General features: G+C 66.1%; 13 protein-coding genes and 1 pseudogene. 4 read left to right on the top strand and 10 right to left on the bottom strand.

What is annotated here, in order from left to right:
• Positions 1–22: 22 nt before the first annotated feature.
• On the bottom strand, positions 23–811 hold the full coding sequence (locus G9465_RS00365; RefSeq protein WP_166966464.1) for an enoyl-CoA hydratase/isomerase family protein: 789 nt from the start codon (positions 809–811) through the stop codon (positions 23–25).
• A 282-nt stretch (positions 812–1093) separates the two neighbouring features.
• Between G9465_RS00365 and G9465_RS00360 the strand changes: the two genes are divergently transcribed.
• Positions 1094–2572 carry an acetyl-CoA hydrolase/transferase C-terminal domain-containing protein gene (locus G9465_RS00360; RefSeq protein ID WP_227015654.1) on the top strand — a complete coding sequence of 493 codons (1479 nt, stop codon included), beginning with the start codon at positions 1094–1096 and terminating at the stop codon, positions 2570–2572.
• A gap of 34 nt (positions 2573–2606) precedes the next feature.
• Here G9465_RS00360 and G9465_RS00355 read toward each other — a convergent pair whose 3' ends face one another.
• The 8 genes and pseudogenes from G9465_RS00355 to G9465_RS00320 all read right to left on the bottom strand — a co-directional run bounded on the left by G9465_RS00355 (position 2607) and on the right by G9465_RS00320 (position 9912).
• Complete coding sequence (locus G9465_RS00355) at positions 2607–2846, bottom strand: hypothetical protein (protein WP_166966463.1); 240 nt, start codon at positions 2844–2846, stop codon at positions 2607–2609.
• The gene (locus tag G9465_RS00350; RefSeq protein ID WP_166966462.1) at positions 2843–4834 is read right to left on the bottom strand and encodes a TRAP transporter fused permease subunit; all 1992 of its coding nucleotides are present in this window, start codon (positions 4832–4834) and stop codon (positions 2843–2845) included. The genes G9465_RS00355 and G9465_RS00350 overlap by 4 nt, the downstream gene beginning before the upstream one ends.
• A 71-nt stretch (positions 4835–4905) precedes the next feature.
• Positions 4906–6005, bottom strand: a pseudogene (locus tag G9465_RS26215) (TAXI family TRAP transporter solute-binding subunit).
• A gap of 112 nt (positions 6006–6117) precedes the next feature.
• Positions 6118–6549 (bottom strand): universal stress protein, encoded by a 432-nt coding sequence (locus G9465_RS00340; RefSeq protein ID WP_166966461.1) that lies wholly within the window; start codon positions 6547–6549, stop codon positions 6118–6120.
• Positions 6550–6600: 51 nt separating this feature from the next.
• On the bottom strand, positions 6601–7422 hold the full coding sequence (locus G9465_RS00335; RefSeq protein WP_166966459.1) for a fumarylacetoacetate hydrolase family protein: 822 nt from the start codon (positions 7420–7422) through the stop codon (positions 6601–6603).
• Positions 7419–7766: a cupin domain-containing protein gene (locus tag G9465_RS00330; protein ID WP_166966457.1), complete on the bottom strand. Its 348-nt coding sequence runs from the start codon at positions 7764–7766 to the stop codon at positions 7419–7421. Before G9465_RS00330 ends, G9465_RS00335 begins: the two co-directional genes overlap by 4 nt.
• Entirely contained in the window at positions 7763–8551 is a 789-nt protein-coding gene (locus G9465_RS00325; protein ID WP_166966455.1) for an SDR family oxidoreductase, read from the bottom strand. The genes G9465_RS00330 and G9465_RS00325 overlap by 4 nt, the downstream gene beginning before the upstream one ends.
• A 62-nt stretch (positions 8552–8613) precedes the next feature.
• Positions 8614–9912 carry a DUF362 domain-containing protein gene (locus tag G9465_RS00320; protein ID WP_166966453.1) on the bottom strand — a complete coding sequence of 433 codons (1299 nt, stop codon included), beginning with the start codon at positions 9910–9912 and terminating at the stop codon, positions 8614–8616.
• Between the two features lie 93 nt (positions 9913–10005).
• On the opposite strand from G9465_RS00320, the gene G9465_RS00315 reads away from it, so the two are divergent.
• Genes G9465_RS00315 through G9465_RS00305 form a run of 3 tightly spaced genes read left to right on the top strand, consistent with a single transcriptional unit; the run spans position 10006 to position 13545 of the window.
• Complete coding sequence (locus G9465_RS00315; protein WP_166966451.1) at positions 10006–11112, top strand: mandelate racemase/muconate lactonizing enzyme family protein; 1107 nt, start codon at positions 10006–10008, stop codon at positions 11110–11112.
• The gene (locus G9465_RS00310; RefSeq protein ID WP_166966448.1) at positions 11109–12326 is read left to right on the top strand and encodes a mandelate racemase/muconate lactonizing enzyme family protein; all 1218 of its coding nucleotides are present in this window, start codon (positions 11109–11111) and stop codon (positions 12324–12326) included. The genes G9465_RS00315 and G9465_RS00310 overlap by 4 nt, the downstream gene beginning before the upstream one ends.
• Before the next feature lie 58 nt (positions 12327–12384).
• Positions 12385–13545, top strand: a complete 1161-nt coding sequence (locus G9465_RS00305) for an acyl-CoA dehydrogenase family protein (protein WP_166966446.1) — start codon at positions 12385–12387, stop codon at positions 13543–13545.
• A gap of 7 nt (positions 13546–13552) precedes the next feature.
• On the opposite strand, the gene G9465_RS00300 is transcribed toward G9465_RS00305, so the two are convergent.
• A complete protein-coding gene (locus tag G9465_RS00300) occupies positions 13553–14518 on the bottom strand; it encodes a D-2-hydroxyacid dehydrogenase (RefSeq protein WP_166966444.1) in 966 nt (321 codons plus the stop codon).
• Positions 14519–14547 lie beyond the last annotated feature (29 nt).

Here is a 14547-nt window from a genome sequence, read left to right as displayed (position 1 = left end):
CCCGCCGCTCGTTCTCGCTCTCTCAGTCGTCGTACGAACGGTCGAACTGCGGTTCCCGGCCCTCGTTGAACGCCGCCACGGCCTCTTTGTGTTCGTCGTCGACGACGCAGTCCCACTGGTATTCCGCGGCTTTCCGGCAGTAGTCGTCGAAGCTCTGCTGGGGGTCGACCAGTCGGTTCGTGTGCTGGACCGCCGTCGCGGGCTTGTCCCGGATTTCGGCGGCGAGGTCGCCCGCGGCCGTCAGCGCGTCTGCGGCCTGTTCGACCGCCAAACCGATGTCGACGGCGTCCTCGGGTGTGATGTCACGGCCCGTCAGGAGGTACTCGCGGGCTTTGGACTCGCCGACGAGACGGGGCAGGAGCCACGCACCGCCGTCGCCGGGCACCAGTCCGACGTTGACGAATCCCTCGCGCATGACGCCCTCCTCGCCGACGACGCGCAGGTCACAGGCCAGCGCGAAGTCACACCCCGCGCCGATAGCGGGGCCGTTAACGGCCGCGATAGAGGGCGTCGCCATCGTCCGGAGGTTCCAGACGAACTGCTGGATGAGCCAGAGGAACGCGCCGTACTCCTCGGGCGATTGCTCGTCCCAGTCGGGCATCTCCGTCGTGTCCGCGCCCGAGCAGAAGCCGTCGCCGGCGCCGGTCAGGACCAGGGCGTAGACGCCCTCGTCGGCCTCGGCGGTGCGGGCGGCGTCGTTGAGTTCGAGGACGGTGGTCCGGGTGAACGCGTTGTACACGTCGGGGCGCTCGATGGTGACGGTGGCGATGCCGTCGGTCACGGCGTAGCTGATGTCGTCGTACGCTTCCATGCCTGTCGCATCGGCCCGTCCCCACATATAGGTGGCCGGTCCGATCGTCGGCGGCTACCCCACTATTTATTATCTCAGATGTGGATATGCGACTAGCGACCGACAAACGGCGGCTCAGTCCCGAACGATAGCCGGGGCTGTGGCGTTCGCTATCCGGTGCTGAGTTGCCCATCCACAGACAATGTCTCCCCTCACGGACGGTGGCAGCAGGACTGCCACCACCGACAGTCGCATCGCTCGCACCCACCGCTCGTCTCGGCGACCTGTCCGGGGTGACCGACCGTGAACCGCGGCTCGGTCCCGGCGGACACTCCGCTCGAGCGCCGCCTGCACGGGGACCTCCCACTCACCGACGCCGCGTCGGTGGCGGCTGGCATCCCGGCCGACGCGACGGTCCTCACCAGCGGGTTCGGGAGCGTCGGCTACCCGAAGGCAATCCCCCTCGCGCTGGCCGAGGACGACCGCGACCTCGGACTCACCGTCGTCCACAGCGGCAACGTCGGCGCAGAGATCGACGTCGACCTCGTCGAGTCCGGTGCCGTCGATCGCCGCTTCTCGTACCAGTCCTCGAGTGTCGCCCGGGCCGCGACCAACCGGCGCGAGATCGCGTTCAGCGACCGGAACGCCTCGGCCATCGGCGACGAGGTGCAGTACGGCGGGCTGGTCGACCCCGACGTCGCGGTCGTCGAGGCCGTCGCCGTCGGTGAGGACTGGTTCGTGCCCTCCACGTCGCTCGGGCAGGTCCCGGCGTTCGTCGAGGCCGCCGACAGCCTTCTCGTCGAGCTCAATCGAAGGCAACCGCTCGAACTGCAGGCGCTCCACGACATTTATCGCCCCGGGAAGCCACCGAACAGAGGCCCCATCCCGCTCTCTGACCCGGGCGAACGGATCGGGACGACCCACGTCGGCTTCGACCCCGAGAAACTCGTCGGCGTCGTCGAGACGGACGTCGCCGACTCGACGTACATCTTCCGCGACCCGACGGCGGACGACCTCGCCATCGCGGCCAACCTTGGATCGTTCCTCGCCGCGGAGATGGAACGCTCGCCAGTGTTCGAGGACGCAGTCCACCTCCAGTTCGGAGTCGGATCGCTCGGCAACGCGCTGATGGGCGAACTGAAGGAGCTGGACTTCGGCGACCGCGACGTGGTGTACTTCGGCGAACTCATTCAGGACGGCCTCTTCGATATGCTCGACGCCGGCCGACTCGAGTGTGCGAGCGCGACGTCGATGGCGCTGACCGACGAGGGCCAGGAGCGCCTCTTCGCCGACGTCGAGCGGTACGCCGAGGACATCGTCCTCCGCCCGGCCGACGTCGCCAACCATCCGGGGCTCATCGACCAGTTCGGCGTCGTCGGAGTCAACAGCGCTATCGAATTCGACATCTACGGCAACGTCAACTCTACGCACGTCGGCGGGAAGCGGATGATAAACGGCGTCGGCGGGTCGGCCGACTTCAACCGCAACTCGTTGGTCACCGTCTGTGCGCTTCCGTCGACACTGGACGGCGGTGACATCTCACGGGTGGTCCCGATGGCGTTCCACGTCGATCACACGGAACACGACGTCGATGTCTTCGTCACAGAACAGGGAGTGGCCGACGTACGCGGGCGCTCACCCGTCGAACGTGCCGAGTTGATAATCGAGCACTGCGCCCACCCCGACTTCGCGCCGGACCTGCGGGCGTACCTCGAGGGCGTGCAACGACAGGACAACCACATTCCGCACGACGTCGAACGAGCGGCCCGGTGGCAGGACTGACGCCACCGGCGCCGAGCGTATCTGGCGACGTGGCTCAGGAACCGCCCAGCAGATAGAGGTACATCCACCAGACGTAGCCGACGATGAGCGCGGCGGCGGTGAGCAATTCGAGCACCGCGACGTACCGCTCGCCGTGGGTTTCTCGGAACGATTGGATCAGTTCGATGCGCCGCCAGACGGGCATGAGCGGTTCCGGGATGATCTCACCGAGACCACCAGCCTTCTCCATCGAACTCTCGGCCATCGCTTCGGGGGACTCGTCGGTCGAACTCATTGGCCTGCCCCCCTGCTAAACGGTAGCTTGAGACCGCGCATCATCACCTTCTCGGCGACGAAGACGCCGGCGAACACCGCGATGCCGGCGAGCTTCACGGCGGTGCTGGGATACACCATCACGACGACACCGAGTGCGGTCAGCAGCCCACGAACCCCGGCGACTCGTCCCGGACTCATCCGGAACGGGTAGTTCAGACCGTAGATTATCGTTATCGCGCCGAACAGCACCAGCGTCCCAATAACGAGCGTGTCGAGACCGACCGACATCGTGACCAGTCCCGGGTTGTAGACGAACGCAACTGGTAGGACGAACAGCGGGGCGGCGATCTTGATGGCTGCCCCGCACGTCTTCCAGAAGTTCGCCTCGGCGATGCCCGCTGCGACCACCGCCGCGGTCGCCACCGGTGGCGTGATACCCGCCAGTATGGCCGCGTAGAACATCGTGTAGTGGGCCGTGATCTGGCTGACGCCGAAGTCCGAGACGAACGTCGGGACGATGAGGATGGCGACGACGACGTAGGCCGCCACCGTCGGCATACCAACCCCCATGAGGATGGCGACGAACATCCCCAGCAAGACGGCGAACAGCAGGATGCCCCCGGAGATGTTGATCAACAGGAGCGCGATCTTCGCCGGGACGCCGGTCGTACCGAAGATGTTGACGACGCCGCTGATGACCACGAGGATGATCGCGATCGGCGCGAGGATGATTGCGCCGCGCCGGAACCCGTGGATCGTGTTCTTCAGCTGCGTTACCAGCTCCGAACCGGGCCCGGTGTCGGTGCCGTCTACGAGTCGCTGGACGGGCGGCATCAGGACGCCGGTGATCGTCATCGCCACGACGGTGTACAGCGCGGAGGTCATCACCGTGAACTGCGCGACACCCAGCAGGTAGATGAGGATGCCGAACGGGATGCCGAATCGGATCGTCTCGAACAGTTTCTGCTTGTTCGAGAGCGTCTCGTCGAAGAACTCCGAGAATTCCATGTCCTGGCTGCTACCGTCCGAGATGGCGGTGTAGTGGACCGCGATGACGATCGAGATGACCAGAATCGCCGCCGGCACGAGACCGGCGACGACGATGCTGAGGTACGGGACGCCGAGGTACGACGCCATCACGAACGCCGAAGCGCCCATGACCGGCGGGAGTACCTGCCCAGACGTTGAGGCGACGGCCTCGATGCCGGCCGCGCGGTGACCGTCCATCCCGCTCTCCTGCATGGTCGGGATGGTGAACGAACCCGTCATCGCCGCGTTGGCGGTGTAAGAGCCGTTGATAGAGCCGATGACGGCCGAGGCGAGGACCGCGGTCTGTGCCACGCCGGACTCGATGTACTTCGCCGTCACGATGGCGACGCGGAGGATCAGGTCGAACGCGCCGTACGCGAACAGCAGACCGGCGTACAGGAGGAACGGTGCGATCCACGAGGCCGTAATCTGGGTCAGACTCCCGTAGAAGCCGTACAGGTCGGTGACCGTCGCCTGCAACAGCGTGGCCTCGCTCATCCCCGCGTGACCGAGTACGCCGGGGACGAGATTCCCGTAGACTGCGTAGAGGAGTACGACGCCGACGAGGCCGAGGAAGACGTTCCCGAACTCGCGCCAGGTGAGGTACATGAGCGAGATGATTACGAGCCGTGCGAGCATGTACTCGTGTTCGAGCGCGAACCCCTGTCGAAGCAGGTAGACGTCCTCGAAGTTCAGCGCGAAGAACGCAGAGGCGGTCATGAGCGCGAGCGATGCCGGGATCAGCACCGCCCCGTCGATCCAGTCGCCGCTCTCGATGGCTTCGCGGGTTTCGTTGAGCGCGTACACGGTCATGATACCGCCGACGAACACCGTCGCGTACCGGACCTGTGAGATGGTCTGTGTCTGTGCCCAAAAGAGGACGCCGGCCCAGAACAGCACGGCTACTAGAGTGACTGTGATGTCCAGGCCCCGGAGTAGTCCGGTGACGCGTCCGGCCGAAGTCGATTGTGATGTCATTGATGTTTTGTATTACGTAAATGATGGGTTCGCCCGCGGGGGATGGGGTGGCACGCCGGGCTACCGGTGGTTTACTCGCCTTCCTGCAGGTTGCTGTCCCACGCGTCGTTGTCCTTGTAGTACTGGACTGCGCCGGGGTGGACCGGGATGTTCTCCGAGCGGAGCCCAGCATGTCGCTGGTGGATTCGAAGTCGTTGAACTGCTCTTCGCCCTCGTTGACCGTGTCGTTGTGCTCGTCGACGACGCGGCACAGCTCGTAGACGGCGTCGTTGTTGGCCTCGGGGTTGAACGTGTAGTTCACTTCCAGGTTCCAGTGGAACACTTCGTCGGTGCCGATGTCCTGGTTCATGCTCCAGTCGTCGTAGGCGGTGGTCCCAGCCCCGGCACCGGGGTAGGACTCCGCGGACTCCTTGAGGGCGTCGGTCGGCTCGACGTAGTGGACGTCGACTCGGGAGGCGAACTCCTGCACGAACCCGGTGTATCGGACGCCCGGGGTCCCGTAGGCGATCGACGCGTCGATGCTGCCTTCCTCCATCGCACCGGGCGCGTCACCGACACCCATGTTCTGGATGTTCATCTGTTCGTAGACGTCGGCCGTCGGGTCTTGCGACCAGACGTCGAGCGTCGTCGCACGCGTCGAGTACCCCGGCTCTGCCGGGTAGACGTTCGCACCGGCCAGATCGTCGAACGTCTCGATGCCCGTACCGTCCCGGGCGACGACGTAGATGCTGTACGGGAAGGCGTAGAAGCCGTAGTTCGGGATGCGGTCGACCGGCTGCTCCGAGAACTGACCTTTGTCCTGGATCGCCTTCGATAGCGAGTTGTTGTCCGTGATGCCCGCGTTGAACTGGTTGTTGGCCATCCGGCGGATAGTCCCGATGTACCCCGGGCTCTCGATGGTCGAGTACTCCAGTTTGTCGCTCTCTTGGCTCACGGCCCGCTCGACGGCTAGGCCGACGTCTTGCGTCCCGCCGGCGGACGTCCCGACGCGGAGCGAGAGGTTCTGGCTGCCGCCGTCGCTGCCGTCGCTGCCGTCGCTACTGCCGCCACTGCTGTCGCTCCCGTCACTACCGCCATCACTGCCGCCACCACCGCATCCTGCGAGTCCGATTACGCTCGCAGTTGCTGCCCCGTACAGGAATTTACGTCGCTGCATGCTGTCTTCAGGCATGTCCATTGGTCTCAAAACCGGCCTTACTTAACAATCTATCTGTTTGGTACACTAACGACCGTGATGAATACTGTGGGTGTGACGGAGAACCGGAAGTAGGGTCGCGAGACAGCTACCGCTCCGACAGCGACACCATCACCGGACACTCCGCGGAGAGCATCACCGACTGGGTGACGCTTCCGAACAGCACCTTTCCTGTCGGGCTCCGCTTGCGCCCACTCATGACGACGCTGTCGGCGTCGATCTCGTCGGCGACGGCGATGATCTGTTCGGCCGTGTCGCCGTGCTCTCGCCGTCTGGTCACGCTCACGCCGGCCGACTCGAGGTGCTCCTCGACGGCGTCGACGCTCTCGGGGTAGTTCTCCTCGTCCCAGACGTCCTCGGACTTCACCGGCCCGCCCTCGCCCGAGACCTCGAACTCCTCGAAGACGTTCAGGAGGACGGCCTGCACCTCCTCGGTGGCGTTCGGGAGCGATTCGACTGCCTCGGCGGCCAACAGCGCGCGATCCGTGTTCTCGTCGACAGGGATGAGTACGCGGTACACGCTAGCGAGTCACGCTCCGTGGGTAATAAATATGTCTGGCCGCCAGCGGTGTTACCGCGTCACTGGGGCCTCGACGGATCCGATCGATTCGACGGTCGCCTGCACGTGGTCACCGGGGTCGATGGGCGCCGCGCCCGGCGTCCCGGTGCTGAACAGGTCGCCCGGTTCGAGCGTCATCACGTCGGAGTGGAACGAGACGATCTCCTCGGGCGGGAACAGCATGTTCCGAATCTCGTTTTCGGACTCGACCGTCCCGTTGACCTCGGTCTGGACGGTCACGTCGGTGAGGTTCACGGGTTCTTCCGGCACCGCCAGGGCCGGGCCGACGACGAGGAACGTGTCGTAACTCTTCGCCCGAGTGAGAAAGCGGGGGTTGCGCTGGAGGACGTCCTCGGCGGTCATGTCGATGACTGGGAGGAAGCCCGCGACCACGTCGTGGACGGCCGCCTCGTCGACGTTCCGGCACTCCCGACCCATCACGACGGCGAGTTCGGCCTCCGCGGTCACGCGCTCGCTCTGGGACGTGGGTGGCAGACGGATCGGGCCACCGGGGCCCGTCAGCACCGTCGAGGGCTTCATGAAGCTTGCCGGTTCGTCTGGGCGCTGTTCGTCTAGGTCGCCGGCGTGTTCGGCGTAGTTCAGACCGATGCCCCAGAGTTTCCCGAACCGTTCGAGTGGCGGGCCGAACGTGTAGTCGGCCGCCGGGACGCGCTCGGCGGGCGCGTCGTCGACGTCGCCGAGCGTCCCCGCCGCGGCCCGAGGCAGCGCCTCGCGGACGCTGTCGAGGTCCGGTTCGACCGCGCCCAGCGGGACGAACCCGTCATTGTCGCCGAGCAGCGGCCGCCCGCTCTCGGTGCGTGCGAGGTACTTCATTCCTCGCGGTCCGTCCAGAAGTCGAACGAGCGACCCGGCGCGAACACGTCCAGTCCGACCGCCAGTTCGTCGCCCGTGTTCTCGACCCGGTGGGCCTCGTTCGACTCCAGGAGGACGGAGTCGTTCGGCTGGAGGGTGATCTCGTCGTCCTCGGTGGCGACGGTGAGTTCGCCCTCGAGGCAGAGACACACCTGCTCGTTCTCGTGGTCGTGCATTGGCGAACTGTGGCCTGGCGGCTTCTCGAACCACTCGAAGGAGAACTGGTCGCTGCCGGCCATCGAGACGCGCCGCCACCCGTCCTCCGGTTCGTACGTCTCTGCGTCGTCGAACGGGACGGGTTTCATAGGTTCGCCCCCGTCGACCCGCCGTCGATGGGCAGGGCGGTACCGTTGATGAACCCGGACTGGGGCGAGGAGAGGAACGCGACCGTGTTGCCCAGTTCCATCGGATCGCCGATGCGCTCTAGCGGGTTGCCGGCCCAGCCCTGTAACCCCTCTTCGTAGGAGTCGTACTCGCCGCGGTCGACGGCGTCGTTGACCAGTTCCTGTATCCGTGACGTCTCGTGGGGACCGGGCAGGACGGCGTTGGCGCGTACCTCGGGCGCGAACTCCTTTGAGAGGGTCTTCTCCAGACCGATGACGCCCATCCGCACGGAGTTCGAGAGGACGAGACTGTCCAGCGCCTCCTTGACGCTCCGGGAGGTGATGTTCACGATGGTTCCCCCCTCGCCCTCGCGGAGGTGCGGTTCGGCCTCGCGGGCGAGGCGGACGACGCTCATCACGAGCAGGTCGTAGGCCTGCTGCCAGTCCTCGTCGTCGGTGTCGAGAAACGCGCCCGACGGCGGGCCCCCGGCGCTGGTCACTAGATGATCGAGGCGACCGAACTCGTCGACGGTCGTCTGGACGAGGGTCGCGATGTCGTCGGCGTCGGTGAGGTCGCCGGATTGTGCGACCACCTCGCCGGTGGCGACGTCGGTGACCTCCTCGCGTGCTGCTTCGAGTCGCTCCTCGTCGCGGCCGTTGATGACCACGTCGACGCCCTCGCGGGCGAGCGCTTTCGCGGACGCCTTGCCGAGTCCGCTGGACGATGCTGTCACGAGCGCCGCGTTGCCGTCTATCTGCAGGTCCATGTCACACTCAATCAGGGTCTACCGTGAAAACGTTTCCGTACAGGCAACCGTCGGGGGCTGGTCTACGGGTCGGTGAACGAGGCTGTCCCGTCGGTGAAGGCCAGCGACTCCCGTTCGAGGATCGTCGCGGCGTCGGGCAGGTCCGGAAGAACGGTCTCGGAGACGCGCATCTCCGCGAGGTCTTGCGTGTTCCGTATCCAGAGGATGCGCACCGTCTCCGGGTCGTATCCGCCGAGTGCGGCCAGCGCCGTCCGCAGGGCGAACTCGTCGTCCGGCGCGACGACGGGTAGCTTCGCCTTCGCGAGCGACCCGCTCGTGAGCGCGTTCGAGTACGTCTTCTGCATGTCGAGCTGGTCGAACGCGGCTTTGCGAGTGATGTCGGCCAGTCCGATGCCGTTGCCGTTCCCCTTCGTCGCCTCGGTGAGACCGCGAGCGTAGATGAGCTTGATCGCGGGCTCGTCGGGGTCGTCGGTGTTGAGGACGCGGTAGCGGCCGATGACGTTGGTGTCCATCCCAGCGCCGGAAATCTCCTTGCCGAGTTCGTCGACGACCAGCAGGTCCACGTCGTCGACGGGCAGGGTCGGCATCTCCTCGTAGGCCCGCTCCAGCAGCGCAGGTTCGCGGTCGGTGAACGATGTGGTCGGGACGCCCTCGACGTGGGCAATCTCCTCGCGGAAGTTCTCGACGAGGGCGATCCCGCCCAGCAGCGGCGCGTTCGATGCGATGACCGACAGCGCGGCCCGCAGTGTCTCGACGTACCCCTCGGCGATGGCCGTCGAGTGGAACGACTTCGCGCCGCGCTGCTTGCCCAACCCGACGACGGTCATCTTCGAGAGGCCGCTCTCTATCGGGCCGGTGAAGTTCGTGTGGGCCTTGACGCGGTTGACGACGATGGCGGCGTCGGCCTCCAGCGCGGCGGTCGAGAGGTAGACCGGCATCTCCGTGTCGCCGACGGAAACCGCCTCGAGTCGCTCGGCGTCCATCCGCGCGTCTATCGGCGCGCCGGTTCGCTCCTCGGTGAGGCCCAGCGACTCGAGTACCTCCCGCTGTCCGTCGGCCGTCGCGCCGCCGTGGCTCCCCATCGCCGGCACGAGGATGGGGTCGAACCCGCGCGCCGCGAGCGACGAGACGACGGCGGTCACGACGTCGTCGATGGCGTGGATGCCACGGCTGCCGACGCCGATGGCGACGGTAGCGCCGTCGTTTAGCCCGTCGAGCGCGAGGGCGTCGAGTTCCGCCTGCGCCGCGCCAGCGGGGTCCGAGACTGTCTCAGTCGGTGGTTCGTACCGGGTCCGCGCGAACGTCGGGAGCGGTTGCGGGTCGATGAGGTGATCGACGTCACTGCGTTCGGGGACGTCCATACCGGTGTGTGTCGCCGGAGGCGTACAAATAGCCGGGTGGTAAGTATTGCCGTGACAACCGACTATTACTCCGTGTGTCGCGCCGCTGTTCCTATGGAAATCGTAGAAGTGGAGTCGTTTCCAATCGAGATACCGCTGGAGTCCCCGGTCTCGTTCTCCAACCGGACGCTCACGTTTCGCGACCACGCGATAACGTACGTCCGGACGGCGGACGGACTCGAGGGCGTCGGCTATTCGTTGGGCTACGAGGGTGCCGGGCTCGTCTCTGCGGCCGTCGAGTCACTCCTCGAACCGATGCTCGTCGGCGAGGACCCGCGCGACACCGAGCGACTCTGGCAGGAGATGTACGAAGGCACGGTGCAGATCGGGCGGACTGGCCTGCTGTTGCGGGCCATCTCCACGGTCGACATCGCGCTCTGGGACGTGAAGGCGAAGGCCGCCGGCGAACCGCTGCACAAACTGCTGGGCGGGTACGCCGATTCGGTCCCGTCCTACGCTAGCGGGGGCTACTACCGCGACGACAAGGGCCACGAGGCGCTCCGACAGGAGATGCGCCGGTACCTAGACGAGGGCCACGACGTCGTCAAGATGAAGGTCGGACGCCGCTCGGTGAGCGAAGAGGTCGACCGCGTGGCGGCCGTCCGCGACGAGATCGGCCCCGACCGGACGCTCCTGCTGGACGCCAACGGCGTCTGGTCCTCGCCTCCGGAGGCCATCCGGGCGTGTCGTGCCTTCGAGCCGTACGACCCGTACTTCATGGAGGAACCGGTGATGATCGACAAGGTGGAAACGATGGCACAGGTCAACGACGCTATCGACTACCCCGTCGCTACCGGCGAGCTCGAAGGGACGCGCCACAACTTCGCTCGGCTTCGCGATACGGGTGCGGCGAGCGTACTCCAGCCGGACGCGACGGTGTGTGGCGGCATCACGGAGTGGCTCCGAATCGCCAACTACGCTGCCGCTTACGACGTCCCCATCGCCCCACACTACAACTGGAACCTCCACGCCTCCCTGCTAGGGGCCGTCGAGAACGGCCTCTGGATAGAGTACTTCTACCGGGACATGGACGTGAAGGTGTTCGACGACGTAGTGGCCGATCCGCTCTCGCCCGGCGACGACGGGACGATTCCGCTCCCCGATACGCCCGGCCACGGTGTCCCGCTCGATACGAACGCACTTGAGGAATTCAGGCAATGAGAGACTACTCAGATCAGATAGCAAACCGCGACTCGGACCGTGACGTACAGATAACCGATATCAAGACCTGCGTGGTCGAGGGGAACTTCGAGTGGAACCTCATCAAGGTGGAGACGGACGCCGGCGTCACCGGCATCGGCGAGTCCTACCGGGGCGGCGGCGTTCCGGAACTCGTCGAGTACACCAAGCGGTTCCTCATCGGGGAGAACCCGCTCGACGTCGAGCGACTCACCCGGTACATCTTTCAGGAGATGTCCGGCCACGGCGGGACGACCGGCAAGGTCGTCACGGCCGCCTCGGGCATCGAGGTGGCGCTGTGGGACGCCGCCGGGAAGATCCTCGACCTCCCGGTCTACCAGCTGCTCGGGTCGAAGTACCGCGACGAGGTACGCATCTACTGTGACTGCCACGCCGGCGAGGCCTACGCCGTCGAGGACGGCGCGACCGCCTACGCCGACGCGGAGGCGTACTCCCCGGAGGCCTACGCCGCCGAGGCGGCCCGCGTCACCGACATGGGCTTCACCGCGCTGAAGTTCGACCTCGACTTGCCCGCCGACAACGACCCCGACCCGTACAACGGCCGCCTGACCAACGCCGCTATCGAGGAGAAACGCGAGATCGTCGAGGCGGTGCGCGAGGAGATCGGCTACGACGTGGACCTCGCCTTCGACTGTCACTGGGACTACTCCGTCGAGAGCGCGAAGCGACTGGCCCACGAACTGGAGGAGTACAAGCTGATGTGGCTCGAAGACCTCGTCCCGCCGGAGAACATGGACGCCCAAAAGGAGGTGACGAAGGCCACGCGAACGCCGGTCGCCACCGGTGAGAACCGCTTCCGGGTGTTCGAACTCTCCGAACTCGTCTACGAACACGGCGTCGACGTCATCACGCCGGACCCGACGACGGTTGGCGGCCTCGCCGAGACGATGCGGGTCGCCGACCGGGCCGAAGAGAACTACATGCCGATGTCGCCACACAACGTCTGTAGTCCCGTCGGGACGATGGCCTGCGTCCACCTGGGCGCCGCCACCCCGAACTTCGACCTGCTGGAGTACCACGCGCTGGAAGTCGACTGGTGGGACGATATGCTCGCACGCGACGAGCCACTGATTCAGGACGGCTACATCGAGGTACCCGAGGCACCGGGGCTGGGCATCGAACTGGACGAGGACGTCGTCGAAGAACACCGGCTCGAGGGGACGACCGGGTTCTGAACCGACTCCCTCAGATCTACGGGTAGGGTTATTTCACCGACGATGACGTTTCTGTGATATGCTCGATTACTTCGAGATGGAGGAGACCCTCTCGCAAGAGGAGCGCCTGCTCGTCGACTCGGCGCGGTCGTTCGTCGAGGACGAGGTCGACGATATCGGCCAGCACTGGCTCGACGGGACCTTCCCGACCGACCTCGTCACGAAGATGGGGGAGATGGGATTTTACGCACCGAACCTGGACGGATATGGCCTCCCGAACGTCAGCGAACGAGGGTACGGCCTCCTGATGCGCGAACTGGAGGCGTGTGACTCGGGGCTGCGCTCGATGGCCTCGGTGCAGGGGGCGCTGGTCATCTACCCCATCCACGCGTACGGCAGCGAGGCCCAGAAAGAAGCGTGGCTCCCCGCGCTGGCCAGCGGCGAGGCCGTCGGCTGTTTCGGCCTCACCGAACCCCAGCACGGTTCGGACCCCTCGGGGATGGAGACCTACGCACGGCAGGACGGCGACGGTTACGTCCTGAGCGGGTCGAAGACGTGGATAACCAACTCGCCCATCGCCGACGTGGCCGTCGTGTGGGCTCGCGACCGGAGTAGCGAGGGCGACCCGGTCCGCGGGTTCCTCGTCGAGACGGACCGGGATGGTGTCACCACCAACGAGATTCACGAGAAGCTCTCGCTACGGGTCTCGATCACCGGAGAGATCGGCCTGAACGACGTCTCGGTCCCCGAAGAAAACGTCTTGCCGGGCGTCGAGGGGATGAAGGGGCCGCTCTCCTGTCTCACGCAGGCCCGGTACGGCATCGCGTGGGGAGCGGTCGGAGCCGCACGGGACTGTTTCGAGACGGCCCGACAGTACGCCGCCGACCGCGACCAGTTCGGCGGACCCATTGGGCGGTTCCAGCTCCAGCAGGAGAAGCTCGCGGAGATGGCGACCCAGATAACGCTCGCCCAACTGCTGGCACACCGGCTCGCAGACCTGAAGGCGGCCGGCCAGATGCGCCCACAGCACGTGTCGATGGCCAAGCGCAACAACGTCAGGATGGCTCGCGATCAGTCCCGCATCGCTCGCGAGATGCTCGGCGGCAACGGCATCACGGCCGACTACTCACCGATGCGCCACATGGCCAACATGGAGACGGTGTACACCTACGAGGGAACCCACGACATCCACACGCTCGTCCTCGGCGAGGACCTTACTGGCATCCCGGCGTACAGCTAACTGACGGTTAGACGACCTGATTCTGCAGGTCCTCGTACGCGCCGCTCGTCGCGACGCGGTCGAGGTTCTCCACGAGGATGTCCGCCCGGCGCTCCCAGTACTTCGGCGTGTGGCCCGAGACGTGGGGCGTGAGGAAGACGTTCTCGAACCCCCAGAGGTCGTGGTCGCTCGGGAGCGGTTCCGGATCGGTCACGTCCAGCGCCGCGCCGTGGATGCCATTTGACTGGAGCGCCTCGACCAACGCTGGCGTGTCGACGACGCCGCCGCGGGCCACGTTGACGACGATCGCGTTCGTCGGTAACACGTCGAGCTCCGTCGTACCGATGAGGCCCTCGGTCGTCTCGGTCAGCGGACAGCAGAGAACGAGGACGTCCGTCCGCGCCAGCGCGTCCGGCAGGTCGTCGTACCCGAACACCTCGTCGGTCGGCCCGTCTTTCGAGGGGGTGTGGCGGACGCCGAGCGTCGTCACGTCGAACCCCTCGAACCGCTGGACGACGGCCTGCCCGATCGATCCGAGGCCGACGACGGTCACGGTGCTACCGGCGAGTTCGGTGAAGGACTGAAACCGCCGCCACTCGCGGCGCGCCTGTCGTCGGCGTCCCTCGTCCAGTCGCCGCGTGAACGTGAGCACCCACCCGAGGACGTGTTCGGCGATGTTCGGGCCGTGGACGCCCGACGCGTTCGTCACGGCGACGCCTCGGTCGGCGAGCGCATCCAGCGGGAGGTGGTTGACGCCGGCCGAGTTGCAGGCGAACAGTCGCAGGTTCTCGGCGGCGTCGATGTCGGACTCGTCGAGGTCGCCGCCGGCGATCACGGTCGCCTCGCCGAGCAGTCGCTGCCGGTCAGCCGGCGTCGCCGCGTGGCTAACGGTGTGCTCCGGCAGCCGACGTCGGAGAATATCGGCGTACTCGGCGGCGGGAATCCCGTGTGCGTCGTGGTCGAGGACAGCGACGTGGGGCGTGTCTGTGGGCATGTGTGCTGTCAGTAGTTCTCAGCGGGACC

This window comes from Haloarcula sp. JP-L23 (assembly GCF_011602445.1).
In the GTDB taxonomy this organism is placed as follows: Archaea; Halobacteriota; Halobacteria; order Halobacteriales; family Haloarculaceae; genus Haloarcula; species Haloarcula pellucida.
This window is presented reverse-complemented; position numbering and strand designations above follow the sequence as displayed.

Bases quoted from the DNA above. Each gene is read 5' to 3' on its own strand.
- G9465_RS00365 (WP_166966464.1), bottom strand. From the start codon at position 811: ATGGAAGCGTACGACGACATCAGCTACGCCGTGACCGACGGCATCGCC.
- G9465_RS00355 (WP_166966463.1), bottom strand. From the start codon at position 2,846: ATGAGTTCGACCGACGAGTCCCCCGAAGCGATGGCCGAGAGTTCGATG.
- G9465_RS00350 (WP_166966462.1), bottom strand. From the start codon at position 4,834: ATGACATCACAATCGACTTCGGCCGGACGCGTCACCGGACTACTCCGG.
- G9465_RS00335 (WP_166966459.1), bottom strand. From the start codon at position 7,422: ATGAAGTACCTCGCACGCACCGAGAGCGGGCGGCCGCTGCTCGGCGAC.
- G9465_RS00330 (WP_166966457.1), bottom strand. From the start codon at position 7,766: ATGAAACCCGTCCCGTTCGACGACGCAGAGACGTACGAACCGGAGGAC.
- G9465_RS00325 (WP_166966455.1), bottom strand. From the start codon at position 8,551: ATGGACCTGCAGATAGACGGCAACGCGGCGCTCGTGACAGCATCGTCC.
- G9465_RS00320 (WP_166966453.1), bottom strand. From the start codon at position 9,912: ATGGACGTCCCCGAACGCAGTGACGTCGATCACCTCATCGACCCGCAA.
- G9465_RS00315 (WP_166966451.1), top strand. From the start codon at position 10,006: ATGGAAATCGTAGAAGTGGAGTCGTTTCCAATCGAGATACCGCTGGAG.
- G9465_RS00310 (WP_166966448.1), top strand. From the start codon at position 11,109: ATGAGAGACTACTCAGATCAGATAGCAAACCGCGACTCGGACCGTGAC.
- G9465_RS00305 (WP_166966446.1), top strand. From the start codon at position 12,385: ATGCTCGATTACTTCGAGATGGAGGAGACCCTCTCGCAAGAGGAGCGC.
- G9465_RS00300 (WP_166966444.1), bottom strand. From the start codon at position 14,518: ATGCCCACAGACACGCCCCACGTCGCTGTCCTCGACCACGACGCACAC.